The 18,185-nt window shown below is 63.8% G+C and carries 19 protein-coding genes and 1 pseudogene; 7 read left to right on the top strand and 13 right to left on the bottom strand.

The features are described from left to right. Positions 1-85 precede the first annotated feature (85 nt). The 8 genes from paaE to ACFC25_RS01985 form a co-directional block, all read right to left on the bottom strand. Positions 86-1,327 carry a 1,2-phenylacetyl-CoA epoxidase subunit PaaE gene (paaE, locus tag ACFC25_RS01950; protein ID WP_376043683.1) on the bottom strand — a complete coding sequence of 414 codons (1,242 nt, stop codon included), beginning with the start codon at positions 1,325-1,327 and terminating at the stop codon, positions 86-88. Between the two features lie 9 nt (positions 1,328-1,336). Next, positions 1,337-1,879, bottom strand: coding sequence for a 1,2-phenylacetyl-CoA epoxidase subunit PaaD (gene paaD / locus ACFC25_RS01955; protein ID WP_376043973.1), 543 nt, complete (start codon positions 1,877-1,879; stop codon positions 1,337-1,339). 5 nt (positions 1,880-1,884) lie between these two features. Beyond that, a complete protein-coding gene (gene paaC / locus ACFC25_RS01960) occupies positions 1,885-2,793 on the bottom strand; it encodes a 1,2-phenylacetyl-CoA epoxidase subunit PaaC (RefSeq protein WP_337346285.1) in 909 nt (302 codons plus the stop codon). A gap of 50 nt (positions 2,794-2,843) precedes the next feature. After that, a complete protein-coding gene (gene paaB / locus ACFC25_RS01965; RefSeq protein ID WP_337351676.1) occupies positions 2,844-3,230 on the bottom strand; it encodes a 1,2-phenylacetyl-CoA epoxidase subunit PaaB in 387 nt (128 codons plus the stop codon). Next, positions 3,227-4,270, bottom strand: coding sequence for a 1,2-phenylacetyl-CoA epoxidase subunit PaaA (gene paaA, locus ACFC25_RS01970; protein ID WP_337351675.1), 1,044 nt, complete (start codon positions 4,268-4,270; stop codon positions 3,227-3,229). Before paaA ends, paaB begins: the two co-directional genes overlap by 4 nt. Before the next feature lie 1,126 nt (positions 4,271-5,396). Then, positions 5,397-6,377, bottom strand: coding sequence for a hypothetical protein (locus ACFC25_RS01975; RefSeq protein WP_376043686.1), 981 nt, complete (start codon positions 6,375-6,377; stop codon positions 5,397-5,399). 188 nt (positions 6,378-6,565) lie between these two features. Then, positions 6,566-7,003, bottom strand: a complete 438-nt coding sequence (locus ACFC25_RS01980) for a VOC family protein (RefSeq protein WP_376043689.1) — start codon at positions 7,001-7,003, stop codon at positions 6,566-6,568. Between the two features lie 123 nt (positions 7,004-7,126). After that, positions 7,127-7,558 (bottom strand): DUF309 domain-containing protein, encoded by a 432-nt coding sequence (locus ACFC25_RS01985; RefSeq protein WP_337346152.1) that lies wholly within the window; start codon positions 7,556-7,558, stop codon positions 7,127-7,129. Positions 7,559-7,938: 380 nt separating this feature from the next. Between ACFC25_RS01985 and ACFC25_RS01990 the strand changes: the two genes are divergently transcribed. The 4 genes from ACFC25_RS01990 (at position 7,939) to ACFC25_RS02005 (ending at position 10,983) form a co-directional block, all read left to right on the top strand. Then, positions 7,939-8,517: a hypothetical protein gene (locus ACFC25_RS01990; RefSeq protein ID WP_337346151.1), complete on the top strand. Its 579-nt coding sequence runs from the start codon at positions 7,939-7,941 to the stop codon at positions 8,515-8,517. 104 nt (positions 8,518-8,621) lie between these two features. Further along, positions 8,622-9,635, top strand: coding sequence for a WxL protein peptidoglycan domain-containing protein (locus ACFC25_RS01995; protein WP_376043693.1), 1,014 nt, complete (start codon positions 8,622-8,624; stop codon positions 9,633-9,635). A 171-nt stretch (positions 9,636-9,806) separates the two neighbouring features. Continuing rightward, complete coding sequence (locus tag ACFC25_RS02000; protein ID WP_337346149.1) at positions 9,807-10,133, top strand: hypothetical protein; 327 nt, start codon at positions 9,807-9,809, stop codon at positions 10,131-10,133. Between the two features lie 76 nt (positions 10,134-10,209). Further along, a complete protein-coding gene (locus ACFC25_RS02005; RefSeq protein ID WP_376043697.1) occupies positions 10,210-10,983 on the top strand; it encodes an ANTAR domain-containing protein in 774 nt (257 codons plus the stop codon). A gap of 43 nt (positions 10,984-11,026) precedes the next feature. On the opposite strand, the gene ACFC25_RS02010 is transcribed toward ACFC25_RS02005, so the two are convergent. The 5 genes and pseudogenes from ACFC25_RS02010 to ACFC25_RS02030 form a co-directional block, all read right to left on the bottom strand. After that, positions 11,027-11,863 (bottom strand): alpha/beta hydrolase, encoded by an 837-nt coding sequence (locus tag ACFC25_RS02010; protein WP_337346147.1) that lies wholly within the window; start codon positions 11,861-11,863, stop codon positions 11,027-11,029. A gap of 185 nt (positions 11,864-12,048) precedes the next feature. After that, positions 12,049-12,369, bottom strand: a pseudogene (locus ACFC25_RS02015) (ABC transporter permease); the annotation flags it as partial. Then, positions 12,308-13,045, bottom strand: a complete 738-nt coding sequence (locus ACFC25_RS02020; protein WP_376043700.1) for an ABC transporter ATP-binding protein — start codon at positions 13,043-13,045, stop codon at positions 12,308-12,310. The gene ACFC25_RS02020 and the pseudogene ACFC25_RS02015, both read right to left, overlap by 62 nt. Next, a complete protein-coding gene (locus ACFC25_RS02025) occupies positions 13,042-13,407 on the bottom strand; it encodes a DUF1048 domain-containing protein (protein ID WP_337346144.1) in 366 nt (121 codons plus the stop codon). The genes ACFC25_RS02020 and ACFC25_RS02025 overlap by 4 nt, the downstream gene beginning before the upstream one ends. A gap of 1 nt (position 13,408) precedes the next feature. Continuing rightward, on the bottom strand, positions 13,409-13,738 hold the full coding sequence (locus ACFC25_RS02030; protein ID WP_337346143.1) for a PadR family transcriptional regulator: 330 nt from the start codon (positions 13,736-13,738) through the stop codon (positions 13,409-13,411). Between the two features lie 225 nt (positions 13,739-13,963). Here ACFC25_RS02030 and ACFC25_RS02035 point away from each other — a divergent pair, with 225 nt between their 5' ends. From ACFC25_RS02035 to ACFC25_RS02045, 3 genes are read left to right on the top strand one after another with little or no spacing between them, the layout of a single operon-like run. Further along, on the top strand, positions 13,964-15,946 hold the full coding sequence (locus ACFC25_RS02035) for an amino acid transporter (protein WP_376043703.1): 1,983 nt from the start codon (positions 13,964-13,966) through the stop codon (positions 15,944-15,946). Positions 15,947-16,006: 60 nt separating this feature from the next. Beyond that, positions 16,007-17,395 (top strand): TrkH family potassium uptake protein, encoded by a 1,389-nt coding sequence (locus ACFC25_RS02040; protein WP_376043975.1) that lies wholly within the window; start codon positions 16,007-16,009, stop codon positions 17,393-17,395. A gap of 52 nt (positions 17,396-17,447) precedes the next feature. Next, a complete protein-coding gene (locus ACFC25_RS02045) occupies positions 17,448-18,182 on the top strand; it encodes a GAF and ANTAR domain-containing protein (RefSeq protein WP_376043705.1) in 735 nt (244 codons plus the stop codon). The last annotated feature ends 3 nt before the right edge of the window (positions 18,183-18,185 follow it).

Here is an 18,185-nt window from a genome sequence, read left to right on the forward strand (position 1 = left end):
TCGTCCGGGTCCCCACCCGCACCCTATCCTCGCAAGCTCGGCCAGGGAACCCTGCGGGCGTGGCCCCGGACTCAATCGTTAGTGTTTAGACGTCGAAGTCGACGGTGACTTCCTTGGTGGTGGGGTGAGACTGGCAGGTCAGCACGTACCCCTTGTCCAGTTCATCCTGCTCCAGCGCGTAGTTCTCGTCCATGGTGACGCTGCCGGTGACCACCTTGGCCCGGCACGTGCCGCACACTCCCCCGGCGCACGCGAACGGCACATCGGGGCGGACCCGCAGGGCGGCGTTCAGGATGGACTCCCGGGCGTGCGTGGGGCTGGCCACCTCGCCCTGCAGCCCGTCCAGCTTGAACGTGATCTTGTACGTTTCCTTGGACTCGTCCACCACCACGGGACGGCCGGCGTGGCCCTCCGGCCGGTCCGGCTTCCCGGACGTGAACAGCTCGAACCGGACATGCTCGGGCTTCACGCCGCGCTCGGCCAGGGTATCCCGGCACAGCTGCACCAGTTCGAACGGCCCGCACAGGAACCACTCGTCAACGTCGTCCGCGTGGATGGCGGTGCCGAGGAGCTGCTGGAGCTTCTCGGCGTCGATCCTGCCGGACAGCAGTGGTGCGATGCGCTGCTCGCGGGACAGCACGTGGTGGATGGCCAGCCGCTGAGGGTACTTATCCTTCAGGTCCGCGAGTTCCTCCAGGAACATCACGTCCATGGCGGCCTTGTTGGCGTAGATCAAGTCGAACCGGGTCTCCGAGTTCGCGGCCAGCAGCGTACGGGCGATGGCGATAACCGGGGTGATGCCGGATCCGGCCGCAATGGCCACAAAACTGCCTCCCCCAATGGAGGCAGTTTCCCCAGCCAGATCTTCCGGATGGTTCATGGAATTCATGACGTTCTGGTCCACCGGTTTGCCATCCCGCCCGTGCTTGGACACAAACGCGCCCATGGGGCTCATGACCTCCAGGGTGTCGCCGGCCTTCAGTTCCGCGTTGGCCCACGTGGAAAACAGGCCGCCCAGGTCCTTCTTGACGGCCACGCGGATCTCGCTGCTGCCGTCCTCGAAGCTGCGCGGCTCGGCGCAGATGGAGTAGCTGCGGCGCACCTCATGCGGCTCGCCGTTCTCATCCGGGAGCGTAGTGCGCAGGGCCACGTACTGGCCGGGCAGGTAGTCGAACTGGCCGGCGAGCTCTTGGGGTACTCCGAAGGTGACCTCGATGGCGTCTTCGGTGAGCCGGCGCACCTCCGCCACGGTGAGGGTGTGGAAGGACGGACGACGGCGGCCGGTGGCCTGCGCCGATTCGGCGGCGGTCTGGCGGACAACAGGCATGGGGCTTCCTTACAGGACTTTGAAGTAGTCGAACGGTTCCTTGCAGTCCTGGCAGACGTACAGCGCCTTGCAGGAGGTGGAACCGAAACGGGTGAGTTCCTTGGTGTTCAGCGACGAGCACTGCGGGCATTTGACGGCCATTTGCAGGCGGATGGGGCCCGCGTGCCTGGCGGCGGCGGCCCTGCCGGAGGGCGGGGCGATGCCGTACTCGCGCAGCTTGGCCTTGCCGGCGTCCGTCATCCAGTCAGTGGTCCACGCGGGCGCAAGCACCAGGTCCACATGGACACTGGGGTAGCCTTCCTTGGCGAACGCGGTCATCAGGTCGTCGCGGATGGCGTCCATCGCCGGGCAGCCCGAGTACGTGGGCGTGATGGTGACCTGGACAGCGGGAACTATCCCGCCGTCGTCGACCATTTTCACGTCCCTGAGGATGCCCAGGTCCGCGATGGTGAGCACGGGGATTTCGGGGTCACACACCGTGGCGGCGATGTCCCACGCCTTTTGCTCGGCGCTCTTGGTTTTGGCCTCGAAGCCGGCGACGTACATTTCCATCACCGTCACCAGCTTGCTCCGGGATACTCGCGGGCCAGCACCTGCATCTCCGCGAGGACATAGCCCAGGTGCTCGGAGTGCTTGCCGGACCGGCCGCCCCCAGGTGCTGCCGGAACGTCCGGCACCTCCAACCCGGCCTCCTGGAGGACTCCGCCGATAAGCCGGTCAAAGTCTTCCCTGATGGAGGAAGGAACGACGGCGGCACCGGCCTCCGCCAGGCGGGTCACCAGGGCGTCATCCTCGAAAAGTTCGCCGACGTAGGGCCAGACGAGCTTGAGGCCGTGGATGATCCGCTTGCGGGATTCGTCTGTGCCGCCGGCCAAGCGAAGGATCCACTGGGCACTGTGGTCCCGGTGGTAGTCCACTTCCTTCACGGCCTTGGCGGCGATGGCGGCCAGCGTTGCATCGGTGGACTCCGTGAGCCGGCGGTAGAGCTCGAACTGGTAGTAACTCACCACGAACTGCCGGGCGATGGTCACCGCGAAGTCGCCGTTGGGCTGCTCAAAGAGGTGGGCGGAGCGGAACTCGTGCTCGCGCCGGAAGTAGGCGAGGTCATCCTCACTCTTCTCCCAGGCGCCGCCGGCGTAGGTGAGGAAACTCCGGGCATGGCCCAGCTGGTCCAGGGCGATGTTGCCCAGGGCCACGTCCTCCTCCAGTTCGGGGGCGCGGGAGATCCAGTGGCCCAGGCGCTGGGCCAGTATCAGGGCGTCGTCGCCGAGGCGGAGCGCGTACTCGGCCACGTCCTCGGTGGGCTTGACCAGGCCAGTGCGGACCTCAAGGGCAATATCCTCCGGGCGCAGGGCGTTGCCGGGCGTGATGCGGGTGGCGCTGGCGTTGCTGTCGCCGCCGGCCACTCCGGCTGCATTGGGGACGCCGGTGGAGATGTCGCCGTGGCCTTCCGTGGTTGGGGCCACGCCGGCGAGGGACCCGCTGCGAGCTTGCGAGCTGTGGGAGCCGGTGGGGATCACAGGTGCTTCACCCCTTCGCTCTTGGTGTAGTACGTGGCGTGCCGGTAATCCTTGCCCTGCGGGGACTCAAAGAACGAGCCCTTGGAGTCCGGATCGCTGGCGGCAATGGCATCGGCCGGGACAACCCAGATGGACACGCCTTCGTTGCGGCGGGTGTAGAGGTCGCGGGCGTTGCGCAGGGCCATGGCGGCATCCGGCGCGTGCAGGGACCCGGCGTGGACATGGCTCAGCCCGCGGCTGGACCGGACGAAGACCTCCCACAGGCCCCAGGCGTTGCCCGTTTCCGTTTCCTTGGGCCCGACCTCGGGGCTCGCTTTCGGAGCCTCCCGGTTGATCTCGGTGGCGGAGCTGGCCGGGGCTTCCGGGTTGCCGTGGGGACTCATGCTGCGTATTCCTTCGTCTTCATTGACTGTTTTGCGTGCTGTTTTGCTGCATAGGCGGCTGCTGCCTCGCGGACCCAGGCGCCGTCGTCGTGCGCTTCCCTGCGGCGTTCCAGCCGCTGCGCGTTGCAGGGGCCGCGGCCGGCGAGGACTTCCTTGAACTCGTTCCAGTCCAGCGGGCCGTGCTCCCACTTCTTGGTTTCCTCGTTGAAACGAATCTTGCTGTCCGGGAGCGTGAGGCCCAGGACGCGGACCTGCTCCACCATCATTCCCACGAAACGGCTGCGGAGTTCATCGTTGCTGAAGCGCTTGATGTTCCACGCCATGGACTGGCGGGAGTTGGGCGAATCGTCGTCCGGCGGGCCGAACATCATCAGCGCCGGGGCGTACCAGCGGTTCACGGCGTCCTGGGCCATCTGCTTCTGCTCCGGGGTGCCGTTGGAGAGTTCCAGCAGGATTTCGAAGCCCTGGCGCTGATGGAAGGACTCTTCCTTGCAGATGCGGACCATGGCACGGCCGTAGGGGCCGTAGGAGGCGCGGCACAACGGCACCTGGTTGCAGATGGCGGCGCCGTCCACCAGCCAGCCGATAGCACCCATGTCCGCCCAGGTCAGGGCAGGGTAGTTGAAGATCGAGGAGTAACGGGCCTTGCCGGCGATGAGGTCCGCCGTCATCTTGTCGCGCGGCTGGCCGAGGGTCTCGGCGGCGGAGTAGAGGTAAAGTCCGTGGCCGGCCTCGTCCTGGACCTTGGCCATGAGGATGGCCTTGCGCTTCAGGCTGGGGGCTCGCGAAATCCAGTTAGCTTCGGGCTGCATGCCGATGATTTCAGAATGGGCATGCTGGGAGATCTGGCGCAGGAGGGTCTTGCGGTAAGCGTCCGGCATCCAGTCTTTGGGTTCAATGCGGGAATCCTCCGCCATGACGCGGTCAAAGTTCGCCTGACCGTCCGCCTCACGCTGGGCGAGTGCTGCTTCTGCGGATGATGCCGCCGTTCCTTCCGGGGACTGTTCAGCGGGCACTGACTGCAGATTATGCGCTGCCATGGTTGCTCCTATGCAAAGGCCTTCATTGGACTAATTTATTTACCGACCGTTCGTTCAGGATATGCGGAAGCGTTGGAGGGCGTCAAGCAGCGGGGCGTGGTGGATGCTGCTCCTGCGAGCCGGCGACACCCTGACCGGGAACGCGGCCCACTGCCTGCCGGGCCACCGTCGTGCGTCCCCGCCCAGTTACTCTTCCTGCCTTCACGAAGGCGCGCCACGACGTCGGCGCGTCCCGGCATCAGGATGGCGACCACCTGGGAGCAACTGGGCAGGAGCGCGCGCGACAGCAGCGGACTGAGCCGTCACTGCACAATAAGTCTCAATTTCGGGTTGGTTGCCACTTACCTGACCTCGCCCAAACCGGGCTCTCCCTGGGAGAGAACGGCATCGAGCACTTCCTCCATGCCCACGCCTGACCAGCTGCTCGAATTTTCCCGCTGTCCAGGCACCAGGGTCACCAACGCTATAGACCACCCAGCGTTGCGCTTGGAGACGGCGTCTGACCCAGCGGAGCCGAACCCGTTGACGTCCCCGTTGGTGAACTCGAAGGTGTTGACGTCCCCGAGGTCGAGGTCGATGGTGTGGGAGTGCCCGTTGTCGAAGTCTCTGAAGGCGACGGCGACGCAGTGGTAGAAGCCGGTGTAGGTGAGACGGTTTTTCCTGTCGGCACCTCCGAACGTGAAGTCGCCTCAAGCGGAATGGAGATTTTTTCCTTCGTAGCGCCGGGCGTACTCTGCTTGGTGACCGCTACATCCAGGGTTGCCTTTCTGACACCCCCTTGCACCCACTCTCCAAGAACCCGGCAGGACTGGCCAGGTTTGAGAACAATGTTTGTGCATCCGTTCGAGATCTCCCTGAACAGGACATTTCCAAATCCAACTTCAGGTGAAATGTCCTCATCGGTCTCATTGACAATTTCAAAAGATTCAACCGCGCCGACCCTGACAACTTCAGCATTAGCCCCAGGTTCATATATCCAGTTGTTTCCGCCCACTTTGACGCGGTTATCCACCGCGGCCGGCTCAGATGTTTCGCCGTTTGTCGGCTGTTCCGCGACGCAGGCGCTGAGCGCGGCAACGGCTATCAGACAACTGGTTCCTAGGGCTATTATTTTCCGCTGCACTGCTTATCCCCTTCCCGGCTCAAACTCAACCCTGTATTCGGAGCTTTCATCCAAAACGATCGCCACGCCGGCGCTCCGTGACCAGTCCGCTGGCAGCAGGAAGTATTTGCCGGAGCTGAGTGTCACGAATCTGAGCCCGGTGTACTTGAAGCCGTACTTCGAGCCGGGGGTTGAGATTTTTTCCTCTGTCACGGATGATCCCAGCGCGAGCGATTGCGTGCTGTAGACAGTCACCGCTGGACGCCGCTCCAGATCCTGGGCGTACTCCCGGGACCTGCCGGTGCCAAGGGCTCCCGCATAGGAAGAGCAGGCCCAGAAGAGTGCCACCACCACGAGGAGAACTACGGCAACGTAGCCGAGCTTTTCCCACATTGGCAGGCGCCTTACCGTGTTCGCGCCGAGGGCCGTTCGTCGGAGCACCCAGAAAGCGTAGGCGCTGACTGCGATTCCACCTCCCAGCGCGGAAGGTTCGAAAAGGAAGGGAGTGGCAAAGGGAAGATCCTCGAACATCGTCCAGACTCCAAGCGAGGTGACGAATGTCCCGGCCAACAACACGAATACGGCCCCGATTTGGACGTACCCAAGACCAACTTCCCGCCTGATAATTGCAGCGGTCACCGCATGAATTCCAACACATACAACCGTGATGAGCAGAATAAAAATAGCAGGAACAATCAGCGCATCTGCACTGCGCAGGAGATAATCGACCGTGGAATACTCAAGGATACTTTGATCAATGCCAAAATAGGCTGTCCGAGTAGCCGTCATGGTCCATCCGAACCAAAATGCCAAAGCGGTGGCAACGGTGGTGAGGGGCGCAATAATGGCAAACCATTGTAAAACCGAGTGACTGAGATCGGCTCCGCTCGCGTTTTTTACATCACGCTTCCCCGAAGACGAGCGAAGCCGCCCAGCGGCAGAAGTGCGAAACCCATGACTGAGCTTCGAGGTTTGCCTTCGTCCCACAGTGTTGCGCGAACTCACCGGCGTTCACCTGGATCCTCTGCTCATTCCCTTGCTGCAGCGCGGACTTCCGTCATCTTCAATTCTCTGACCGGCGTTGTTCACAAGAAAGTGCGAAGGTCGCTTTAGTTATTGGCTCACGCTGGCCGTTACTACGGCGTTATTACGCGGTTGGGGCGCAGGCCTCCCTCATCGGCCAGACCCCGGCGTCAGTCCTTTGTCAGTTTCTCAGCGAGCATGACGAGGATTCCACTGGGTCCGCGGAGATACGTGAGCTTGTAGACGTCACCGTAGGTCGCCACGCCGCGCAGCGGAGTACATCCGTGCTTCGCAGCTATTTCAAGGGCTTGGTCGATGTCGTCAACCGAGAAGGCAACGCGGTGCATTCCGATGTCGTTCGGACGAGTTGGGTTCGTCTCGATCGCTTCAGGGTGGATGTATTCGAAGAGTTCCAGTTGACCCTGGCCATCGGGGGTTTGGAGCATCGCAATTTTCGCGTGGTTGCCATCAAGTCCGACCGCAGTGTCGGCCCACTCGCCGCTGACCGTGTCACGGCCGACAACCGTAAGACCGAGATCTGTGAAAAAAGCGATGGTTGCTTCGAGGTCCCGAACTGCAATGCCGACGTTCTCAAATTTGATGGCCATGCGTTGAAGCTACCAAGGCCGACCGCGTAGCTCCAGCGTCACGTCCGTTCTGGGTGTGGGGCGAGAAGCGCTGAACCGGTGGCTTGCCTCCAAGGAAAATGCCGGCTGACCGCGGCTGTCAGTTCAGGGGGCAGTGCGCATCCGGTCACGTGCGCAATTGACAACAGCCTGCAAGTCGAGCCCGTAGGTCGGGCCGCTGCCGGAACCGTACTCGGCGAGTCGGGCCGCGCCGCGCTCGATGAGCCGGAGCGCGCCAACATTGTTGCCCCGGGCGGCGTGCGTGAGACCGACGCAGATTTGGGCGAGTCCTTGCCAAAGGTTGCGTTCTTCGGTTGGCCCGGCTTTCCAGCGGGCCTCGAGTACCTCATGGGCGGCGAAGGGCCGGCCGGCCTCCACCAGGCTCCGAGCCGTGACCAATGTTTGTGCCGGCGGCAGCGGCTCCTCCGAGACCGGTTCGACGCCGACGCTTCCGTACGGCAGCGGCCGCCCAAGGGCGTCACGCGGCCGCGCCTGCCGGGGGCGCTGTGAAGCATCCCTGTCCCTGTCGGCGGTCATGTCAGTTTCCGCCCTGAGCGTCCCCGGATCATCCCAACTTTCATACCCCCATGCTATGACCCGCCTGTGAACATCTGTTCCGCCGTCCCCTGTCCGGAGTGCCGGCCGGCGACTAGCGTACAGTGACACATACACACCACATCGTTTGGTGATGTTCGTTCATGGTGGGGGCTACAGAACGAATTCCTTATTGCTCTCACGCAAGACCAGTGCCTATCTGCGGGCCGGATGTGGGAAGCTGCGGGTTGTTCAACCCGCCCTCGGATCCTCGTTATCCCGTTGGACCTTCACCCTGCACGGTCTTGCGTATCTCAATCACTTCGTCGTGCCACATCGCGGCCGTGCTCTTGGCGTGCCCACAACCTTTGGAGAGAAATCCCATGCGCAAATTCATCAAGGCCGCAGGCGTCCTTGCCGCCGCCGGAATCCTGCTCACTACGGTCCTGCCGGCGGCAACGGCGGACACGGTCGATTCCACCATTTCCGGTGGATCCCTGACCTCCACAACGTCCGGGGCGAACCTGAGCGGTGTGACACTCGACGGAACAGACAAAGCCGCCACCGGAACATCTTCGTCCCCGTGGAGCATTTCAGACTCCCGCGGCACAGGCCAAGCATGGACGTTGTCAGTTACCGCCACGGTCCCCACCAGCGCGGCCGGAACCGTTGAAACAACGGCTCGCACCATCCCCGTTTCCAACCTGACCATCACCCCGGGCACAGTCACCGCCGGGTCGGGCGCCGATCCTGTCGCCGGCATCACTGCACCGGCCCTGGCAATGTCGGGGTCGGCCCAGGCCCTCGTTACGTCCGGGGGAGCCAACAGGGGAACCTACGCGCTAACACCCACCTACAACCTGGCCGTCCCGGCAAACACCTACCGGTCGAATTATTTTGGCGCCGTTGGGTCCACTGCTCTCCTGCCGTACGTCTCCACGCTCACGTACACCATCTCCTAGAGCCCTTGCGCACCCGCCGGATGTTCTCTCCTGGGGAGAACATCCGGCGGGTTGCGCCCCTACCCGAACAACGGGCAATGCGGCTGCTGATCTAAGGACCCTCCATGACCATTCCCTTTTCCCGGCCCCACCGGGCCCTGAGCACTGCACTGATCACGGCGGCGTTGGCCCTTTGCCTGCTTGCCGGTTCTGGACCGGTAGCTGCGGTCGACAACGGGGCGCTGGGAATTCGGCCTGCGAACGAATCTGATTTCTTCCACATCTCCCTCTACCCCGGGGCAGCGCTCGAGGCTACCGCGATCGTCACCAACCACACTGAAACAGCCGTGACGCTACTGAACTATCCCGTAGACGCCACCAGCACGCCGCAAGGCGCCTTCGCGCTGGCCAACCAGGACGAGCCGCGTCCCGGCGTGGGCGGCTGGGTGCAACTGGCCAACGACCACATCACTCTTGCGGCGAACTCAGAACTAAGAGTCCCCTTCAGGATCAGCGTCCCCGCCGAAACCCCACCGGGAGACTACGCCGGCGGGCTGATCATCCAAAGCCCCCCGGTCCAAGGCAAAACCTCCACCGTGGAAGGAAACACAGCCGTCCGCCTAGACGTCATCCAGCGCCAGGGAGTCCGCATTTACCTCAACGTCGCAGGCACCGCTGTCAGCACACTCAAACACGGCGGCCTGAGCTGGGAGAAGACCGGGGACACAGTCACGTTCGCCCTGCCCCTGTACAACACCGGCAATACCATCCTGCACCCGTCCGGCACGCTCGATGTCAGCAGCTTGGTCGGAGCGAACACCCAGCTTAAGTTCGACACACCAGAAAGCATGTTGCCCGGCTCCACGCTCGAACTTCACGCCAGCCTGCCACAGGCACCCGCAATTCAGTCCGGCACCGCGGCGGCCACCGTCACCTCCGAAGCGGGCACAGAGCATTCCGAGACGAGCATCGCCTACGCACCCTGGCCACTCCTCATCGCCGGGCTGTTCCTCGTACTAGGCGCCACCTACGGCGCATGGCGGACGGCCCGATTTGTCCGCCGCGCCCGGCACGCCATCGCCCAGGTCACCGCAAAAGAACGCGAAACCCGGGATCCGGAAACCGTCCCCGGACTCTAACCCCTTTTCGCAGCGAAGTTCTGATGTGCCCCGTTTCCCGCCCCGGGTTACAGCCGGCCACGCACGCCTCCGGGTCGACGACACAGGAAAATCATCCCGGCGAAACAATCCGGCAACGTCGCCACGGCAAGCTTGGCCGTACGGGGACACAACGAGTTGGAGGCGGCTCACATGGGAACTCAACGTATTAGCACTGGCCGGATCCACACCGAACCGGTCCAGACGGAACGAGTCAACACCGACCGGCTGCAGGCCGGCGACTACATCGAGGCGTGGCACAACGGCAAGCTCTTCCACGAGGGCCGGGTGACCGACGTCGTTCCCAAACTGGATTTGTTCTGGATCCTGGACGCCCGGACCGGCACCCGCAGGCTGCTGGATCCGGAGGCCCTGGAGATCATCCGGCGCGAGGACACGGCAGCCGGCAGCGGCACACCCCGTAACTACCCAGCGGGAGGGCCGAACAGAACCCCTAACGCGGAGCCGTTATCCGCATGAATTAGGGATGTCCACCACCTTCCGACGGGGGTAACGTCGGAAGGGGACTTGGTTTCGGCGAAGGAGGCGGAACATTTTGGACCACAATCAGCTGGGGGCTACCAAAGGCGAGGGCAGAACAGCGGGACATGTGGCAGCGGCCGAGGATGAACACAGACTTTTGGGGCTTGTCCTGGACAGCCCAGAGATCACTTCTTTCCTCACCGAACTGGCCATCATGACGGCGTCGTGCCTTTCGACGCAGGACAACATTATTGATTGCGGCGTGACCGTACTGCGGGAGAAAAAGCCCGCGGTGGCAGCCAGCAGCGATGCGCGGGCGGCGTCCCTGGATGAGCTGCAGAACGGCTTCGGCGAGGGGCCATGCCTCACGGCCTTGCAGGGGAACACCACCGTCCTGGTCCCCGACCTTCTTGTCGAGGAACGGTGGCACCGCTACACGGAGGCCGCACTGGACAACGGCGTTCGCTCCGTCCTTGCCGTCCCCTTGAACCTGGCGGGCGAGGCGCACGGGGTGACAAACCTCTATTCCAGACAACCCAACGGATTCTCGGACCTGGACGTCCTGACCGCTGAAAATTTCGTGGCCAACGCGTCACGATCCATACAGCTCGCGCTCAGCATGGCGCACCTTAAGGGCGTACACGAGGACCTCCTGGCAGCGATGCAGTCACGGACCATCATCGACATGGCGGTGGGCGTGGTCATGGCGCAGAACGGCAGCTCCCAGGACGAGGCCATCAGCATCCTCACCCGGTCGTCCAACAGCCGCAATGTGAAACTCCGCGAGGTGGCCTCCACCGTGGTGGACTCCGTGGGCGGCAAAGGTACGGCGAGCAAGGCGTCCTAAAGCGGACTTGCTGGGGTGATACGGGGGTTGTTGGCCGGCGCCCTTACCGGTCGGCCCAGCCGGTGGGCGCGGGGGCGTCGAGGAACGTGGTCACTACCTCGCGCACGAGGTCGGTCCGCGCGAGCCCGAAAAAGTGCGTCGTTCCGGGGAACACCGCGAGCTGCGACGCGGGCACGCCCTCGAAGTCGCCGTTCACGTCTCCCCCTCGCAGTTGGAGGAACTTCACCGCGTGCTCAAGCTTGACCATGTCGCAGTCACCCACCGTGAAGAGCGTCGGGGCAGCGATTCCGCGGATCTCATCATCGCTCCATCCGGTTTCGCCCGAGCCGTAGTGTGAGAGCTTATCGAGCAGGCCTTGCAAGTGCTCGCGATCGGGATGCGGGGACACTGTGAGGTAACGTTCCTCCATTGGGGTTCCCGCGATCATGTCCACCGTCATCTCCGCGACAGCTTCCCCGTTGCCGCCGCGATCCCCCTCTGGCCGGAACGACACCGACGAAACGATGAGCTTGCGCACAAGTTCCGGGTGGTGGATCGCCAGGTCCAGCGCGACCGCACCGCCGACGCTGAACCCGAACACATCCACGCTGCCGACACCGAGGTGCTCAAGAAGCCCGATGACATCAGACGCCAGGGCGTGAGTGCCCAGCGGCCGGTCGATGTCGTTAGTGCGTCCGTGCCCTTGGAAGTCCGCGGCGATCACCCGGCGCCCGCCCGACAAACTCGGGATCAGCGCACCGAACTGCTGCTCGATGTCGAAAAGCCCGCCGTGCAGGAGCAACAGCGGAGTGCCGCCCTCCCCGTGCAACTCGTAATACATCTGGAGCCCATTGACCGACGCGTATCCGGTCTCGCGGGCGGCTGTCGTCCCATCGGTCATCCGTGAGCCTCCTCTGGCCTCTGCGTGCCTGCCTTCAATCCTGACATTGCACCCGCTGCACAGCCAGTGCAGGGCCGGCACAAATTCTTCCGCGGACTGACCGATGCACACGCCACACTGCAACCTGGGGCACGACGGCGGCACCGCCGTCGTCGTGCCTGACAGGGAGCTTGCCCGACAAAACCCTAGGAGATCTTGCGACGGTAAATGGCGGTCGCGAAGGCATAGGCGAGAACCAGGATACCGACGAGCCAGGCCAGGGAGATCCAAATGTCACTGCCGACCGGTTCCTCGGCGAATAAGGCCCGGATGGTGTTCACGATGGAGGTGGCGGGCTGGTTCGAAGCGAACCATGCGACCGGGCCCGGCATCGAATCGGTGGGCGCGAATGCCGAGCTGATGAACGGCAGGAAGATCAGTGGATAGCTGAACGCACTCGCGCCGTCAACAGTCTTCGCCGAGAGCCCGGCGATCACGGCGATCCAGGTCAGCGCCAGGGTGAACAGGGAGGAGTTGCTTGAGTTCGGCGAGCGTCCCGTTCTGGATGATCGTGCCCTTGTGCAGGATCGCGATGCGGTCAGCGAGCTGTTCTGCCTCGTCGAGATACTGCGTGGTCAGTAGCACCGTGGTGCCCTGACCGGCGAGTCGCTTAACGGTCTGCCACACTTCGATACGCGCCTGGGGGTCGAGCCCCGTTGTTGGTTCGTCGAGGAAGATGACCGGCGGGTTCCCGATCAGGCTCATCGCGATGTCGAGCCGGCGTCGCATGCCCCCCGAGTACGTCGACGCCTTGCGGGAACCCGCATCCGCGAGGTTGAACTGCGCAAGCAGCCCATCGGCGACCGCCCCCGGGTCCCTTAGATGACGCAATTTGGCTACGAGCACGAGGTTTTCCCGGCCGGTTAGTACTTCATCGACCGCGGCGAACTGGCCGGTCAGGCTGATCGACTCGCGCACGTCGCCGGGCTCCGCGGTGACGTCGAAGCCGTGCACCATGGCGGTTCCGGCGTCGGCCTTCAGCAGCGTGGACAGGATCCGCACCAGCGTGGTCTTGCCCGCGCCGTTCGAACCGAGCAGCGCGAAGATGCTCCCCGCGGCCACGTCAAAGTCCACACCGCGCAGGACGTGCACGTCCTTGAAGGACTTCTCAATGCCCTGCACCCGGATAGCGGCGGTTGTCACGATCCTGCCTCTTTCGCCTTATCGACCGCCTCGATGAGACGGGCCCGTTCCTTATCGATCCATCGCTTTCCGCCGTAGGCCTGAGCAAAGCTCTCGGCGAACTCGATGGGATCCTCGCCGACGATCTCCACCACGGGCGTGCCGTCGATGGCAGCGCGTTCCCACAGGTCCGCCAGGTCCGAGAACATCTGCACGATGGTGTCCCCCTCGGTGACCCCGCCGTAATACATGAAGTACCGGTTGAAGGCGGTCGCCACGGCGCGGTAGGGCTCGGGCAGGGCTTCCAGCCGCGCCTTGGACTGCTTGTACTGCTTCTTCTGCTCGAGCGAGCCGGTCACAAGCTCGATCCACTTGGCTGCCATATCACTTTCCTCCCGTGCGGAGCTGTTCAAGCCGTTCGGACAAGAAGCTCCATGTTTTCCAGAATTCGTCCAGTTCTTTTTCGCCCTGCGGGTTGAGCGTGTACACCTTGCGCGGCGGCCCTTTCTCGGAGGGCCGCTTCTCGACGTCCACCAGGCCCTTTTGCTCGATCCTGACCAGCAGCGCGTACACGGTCCCCTCGGCGATTTCGGTGAACCCCTGTGCCCGGAGCAGCGTGGTGATTTCGTACCCGTAGGCCGGGCTCCCGGTCAGGAGGGCAAGAACAATGCCCTCCAGTGTCCCCTTGAGCATTTCCGTCATTTGCTTACCCACCGGACACCTCCTCATCCACTACTCAGTGTTACTAGCTACTAGTACATAGTAGCGCTAAGTAGCCGAAGTGCAAGGCCTCAAAATGATCCGTCTGGAGGTGCTGTGGGGCCGGCGTTAAGAACGCGTTAAGATCCCGGGTTCCGCCGTTGGGCGCCCTTGGCCCGGTGCTACGCTCCGTTGGTTATTCACGCCGATCCCGCCTGCGCGGGTAGAGAAAGTAACCCCTTGACTGCACCCACCCGCTTCTCCATCCCCGCCAGTGTTCCGAATCCGGAGCGGGACGGCGACCCTGGAAACCGGCTGACCAGGTGGCTGCTGGAACATACAGTCCACCAGCCGGTAGGCCCCGAAGCCGCGGAGGACCACACACCGGCCCACAGTTGGTGGAAGGTCATGTGCCTCACGGGAGTGGATTACTTTTCGACCCTCTCCTACTTGCCTGGCATCGCCGCCCTCGCCGCCGGGGCGCTCTCCCCGCTGGCCACCCTGCTCATTGTTGGCCTGACACTGCTGGGCATGCTGCCGATGTACCGGCGGGTCGCGCATGAAAGCCCTCACGGTCAGGGATCGGTGGCGATGCTGGAGAAGCTGCTGCCGTTCTGGCGGGGAAAGATTTTTGTCCTCGTCCTGCTCGGCTTCGTTGCAACGTCCTGGATCATCACCATCACCCTCTCCGCCGCCGACGCCACCGTCCACATGCTGGAGAACCCTTACTTGCCGCCTTTTTTGGACGGCCAGGCCGTCCTGATCACCGTGGCGCTCCTGCTGATCCTGGGCGGAGTGTTCCTTCTTGGCTTCTCCGAAGCGGTTGCAGTCGCCATCCCCTTGGTGGCCATCTTCCTGCTGCTCAACGCCGTGATTATCGGCGTGGGAATGTTCGACGCCGTCACGCAGCCAGGTGCGCTGTCCGCCTGGACCGCCGCGCTCACCTCCTCCGGTATGGGCTTCGGGGACATCGCCGGTCCCGCCCTACTCGCCTTCCCGCTGCTGGTCCTGGGCCTCTCCGGCTTCGAGACCGGCGTCAGCATGATGCCCTTGGTCGCGGCGGATGGCGCCACCGCGGAGGAACGCCTTGCCGCCCGCGTCCGGAACACGCGCAAGCTCCTCACCACGGCCGCCCTGATCATGAGCGTCTACCTCCTGGGCAGCAGCTTCGTGACCACGGTGCTGATCCCCGCCGACGCCTTCGCGGCCGGCGGTGAAGCCAACGGCCGCGCCCTTGCCTATCTGGCCCACGAGCTGCTGGGCAACGGTTTCGGTTCCGTCTACGACGTCAGCAGCATCCTGATCCTGTGGTTCGCCGGCGCCTCCGCCATGGCCGGTCTGATCAACATCGTTCCCCGCTACCTGCCGTCCTACGGCATGGCCCCAGACTGGTCGCGGGCCGTGCGGCCGGTGGTCCTGGTCTACACCGCCATCAGCATCCTGATCACCATAGGGTTCAAGGCCGACGTGAACGCCCAGGCCGGCGCGTATGCCACCGGGATCCTGGCCATGATGGTTTCCGGGGCGGTAGCCGTCAGCATCTCCGCGGCGCGTAGCAAAAGGCGGAGCGCCGCGGTCGGGTTCTCTGTCCTGACCCTGATACTGCTGTACGCACTGGCCGCCAACGTGATCGCCAAACCGGACGGCCTGGCGATCTCCGGGCTGTTCATCGTGGGCATCATTGTGGTCTCGCTGGTGTCCCGGGTCAGCCGCACCACCGAACTCAGGGTTCATAAAATCGAGTTCGACGACGACGCCCGCCGCTTTATCACCGACACGATTGACTACGACGGGCGGATCAACCTGATCGCCAACCGCCCGCAGGCCCGCGATGCAGCGGAATACAGCGCGAAGGAAGCTCAACAGCGCGAGAACAATCCCGTGCCTGGAACGGCTGATGTGATCTTCCTGGAAATCGACGTCACCGATCCCTCGGGCTTCAGTGATGTGCTGGAGGTGCGTGGAATCGAGGTGGACGGACACCGCGTCCTTCGCGCCGAGAGCCCTGCCGCTCCCAACGCCATCGCCGCCATCCTGCTGGCCCTCCGCGACGCCACGGGAGTCCGGCCACACGCTTATTTTGAGTGGGCGGAAGGCAACCCCCTGGCACACCTGATGCGCTACCTGCTGCTGGGCCGCGGTGACACGGCCCCCGTGGTCCGGGAGATCATCAGGGAAAATGAACCCGACCCGAGTCGCCGTCCTGGCATCCATGTGGGCTAGGACATGTCCCTGAGCAGGTTCCGGAACGGCGCGCCGGCGCCACCCCGGAACGGCGCTGCAATGCCGGGCCTGAGGGGCGGACGAATCCCCGAACCGCGGAGCGATAACCCCATACGCCGAGCCCTCCTGCACCCGGTGCGTTCGGTCCCGCTGGCGTTCCTGGCCGTCATCGGACTGGGTGCGGCCCTGCTGATGCTTCCGATGGCCCGGACCGGCAGCGACCTGGTAAGCGACCCCCTGATGGCCGCCCTGTTCACGTCTGTGTCGGCTGTCTGCGTAACAGGGCTTATCACTGTGGACACAGCAACGTACTGGACGCCGTTCGGGCAGGCTGTGATCATGTTCCTGATCCAGGTGGGCGGCTTCGGCATCATGACCCTGGCAACGCTGCTGGCACTGTTGGTCCGTAAGAGCATAGGCCTGCGCGGGCAACTGGTGGCGCAGTCCGAAACGCACACCCTGAACCTGGGCGATGTCAGGCACGTGCTGCTGCGGGTGGCCAGGCTCATGGTCAGCATCGAGGCGGTCACAGCCGCTATTCTGACGGTCCGATTTTGGCTGGCCTACGACCAGAATCCCCTGACGGCACTGTGGCACGGTTCCTTCCATGCGGTGTCGGCCTTCAACAATGCCGGCTTCGCGCTCTACAGCGACAACCTCGTTGGCTTCACCGAAGACCCCCTGATCATCGTCCCCATCTGCCTGGCCATCATTGCCGGCGGCCTGGGGTTTCCGGTGATCATCCAACTGCTCCGGGGCGACGTGAAACCCAGGAATTGGAGCATTCACCTGCGCCTGACCATCTACGGCACCCTCGTGCTACTCGCCGGCGGCATCGCCTTGTTCGGAGCCTTCGAATGGAACCGAAACGAGACCCTGGGCGGCCTGTCACTGACGGGCAAGCTGTTGGGTTCACTGGCCGGCGGCGTCTTCCCCCGCACTGCCGGCTTCAACAGCATCGACTACGGTGCCGCGGCTCCTGAGACACTGATGGTTACCAACATCCTGATGTTCATCGGTGGCGGCAGCGCCGGTACCGCCGGCGGCATCAAGATCACCACGTTCCTGGTGCTGGCGTTCTCCATCTGGAACGAGGTGCGCGGCAGGGATGAGGTGACCATCGCCCACCGTTCCATCAGCGCCTCGTCGCAGCGCCAAGCTCTGTCCGTGGCGCTGCTGGGGGTCGCCGCGGTGGTGGGCGGCACCCTGGCGCTGCTGATGCTGACGGACCACAGCCTGGAGAAGGTACTTTTCGAATCCATCTCCGCGTTCGCCACCGTGGGGATGAGCACCGGTATCACGTACAACCTCCCGCCGTCGGCCGAGTGGGTCCTCATGGCGCTGATGTTCCTCGGCAGGATCGGCACCGTGACAGTAGCGTCCGCGCTGGCCCTCTCCTCCCGGCCGAGGCTCTATAGCCTGCCGGAAGAGCGCCCCGTCATCGGTTAGTCCCCAGCCCTTTCCAGTTGCGGGCGCTAACCGATGGGAATAGGTTGTGGAGATGTCCACAACGCCGGAGCGCGACCTCCTCCTTGAACTCCAGGACCTGATCATCGGCACAGATTCAATAGCCGAGTTCCTGGGAGGCTTCGCTGCTATCGCCGCCGACGTGATCAGCCGGAACGCCGGTGAAACCGTGGAATGCGGCGTGACTCTGAAACGCGTCAAGCACACCAGGACCGTTGGCGGAAGCAGCCCCAAGGCCATCCACCTGGACAAAATCGAGCAGCAGGTAGGTGAGGGACCCTGCATCACAGCCCTCCAGACCCAAAGGCCCACCCTCCTGGGCGATGTCCGCACCGACCAGCGCTGGCCGCGCTACCAGAAAGCGCTGTATGACGAGGGCATCCTCAGCGCCCTGGGCGTGCCGCTGGAGATCGGCGAAGACTCTTCCGCCGCCCTGAATTTTTTCGCTACGTCCACCAGCGTGTTCTCTGACGACATCATCAAGGAAGCCGCCGGCTTCGCCGACCTTGCCGGGAGCGCCGTCCGCCTCGCCTTGAAAGTGGGCACCGCCCAGGGCGCCGCCGATGACCTCAGCGCAGCGATGCAGAAGCGAACAGCCATCAACCTGGCCTGCGGGATCATCATGGGCCAGAACCGCTGCACCCAGGCCGAAGCCATGACCATCCTGACCAACGTCTCCAGCCACCGGAACCAGAAGCTCCGGGACGTGGCCGAGGAAATGGTCATCAAGATCTCCGGCGACAAGCCCAGCACCCACTTCGACGCGTAAAAT

Origin of the sequence: Pseudarthrobacter sp. NPDC055928 (genome assembly GCF_042270935.1) — a bacterium.
GTDB lineage: Bacteria > Actinomycetota > Actinomycetes > Actinomycetales > Micrococcaceae > Arthrobacter.

Bases quoted from the DNA above. Each gene is read 5' to 3' on its own strand.
- ACFC25_RS01980 (WP_376043689.1), bottom strand. From the start codon at position 7,003: ATGGCCATCAAATTTGAGAACGTCGGCATTGCAGTTCGGGACCTCGAA.
- paaB (WP_337351676.1), bottom strand. From the start codon at position 3,230: ATGAGTCCCCACGGCAACCCGGAAGCCCCGGCCAGCTCCGCCACCGAG.
- paaD (WP_376043973.1), bottom strand. From the start codon at position 1,879: ATGGAAATGTACGTCGCCGGCTTCGAGGCCAAAACCAAGAGCGCCGAG.
- ACFC25_RS01985 (WP_337346152.1), bottom strand. From the start codon at position 7,558: ATGACCGCCGACAGGGACAGGGATGCTTCACAGCGCCCCCGGCAGGCG.
- ACFC25_RS02040 (WP_376043975.1), top strand. From the start codon at position 16,007: ATGCCGGGCCTGAGGGGCGGACGAATCCCCGAACCGCGGAGCGATAAC.
- ACFC25_RS02000 (WP_337346149.1), top strand. From the start codon at position 9,807: ATGGGAACTCAACGTATTAGCACTGGCCGGATCCACACCGAACCGGTC.
- ACFC25_RS02010 (WP_337346147.1), bottom strand. From the start codon at position 11,863: ATGACCGATGGGACGACAGCCGCCCGCGAGACCGGATACGCGTCGGTC.
- paaA (WP_337351675.1), bottom strand. From the start codon at position 4,270: ATGGCAGCGCATAATCTGCAGTCAGTGCCCGCTGAACAGTCCCCGGAA.
- ACFC25_RS01990 (WP_337346151.1), top strand. From the start codon at position 7,939: ATGCGCAAATTCATCAAGGCCGCAGGCGTCCTTGCCGCCGCCGGAATC.
- ACFC25_RS02045 (WP_376043705.1), top strand. From the start codon at position 17,448: ATGTCCACAACGCCGGAGCGCGACCTCCTCCTTGAACTCCAGGACCTG.
- paaE (WP_376043683.1), bottom strand. From the start codon at position 1,327: ATGCCTGTTGTCCGCCAGACCGCCGCCGAATCGGCGCAGGCCACCGGC.
- ACFC25_RS01995 (WP_376043693.1), top strand. From the start codon at position 8,622: ATGACCATTCCCTTTTCCCGGCCCCACCGGGCCCTGAGCACTGCACTG.
- ACFC25_RS02025 (WP_337346144.1), bottom strand. From the start codon at position 13,407: ATGGCAGCCAAGTGGATCGAGCTTGTGACCGGCTCGCTCGAGCAGAAG.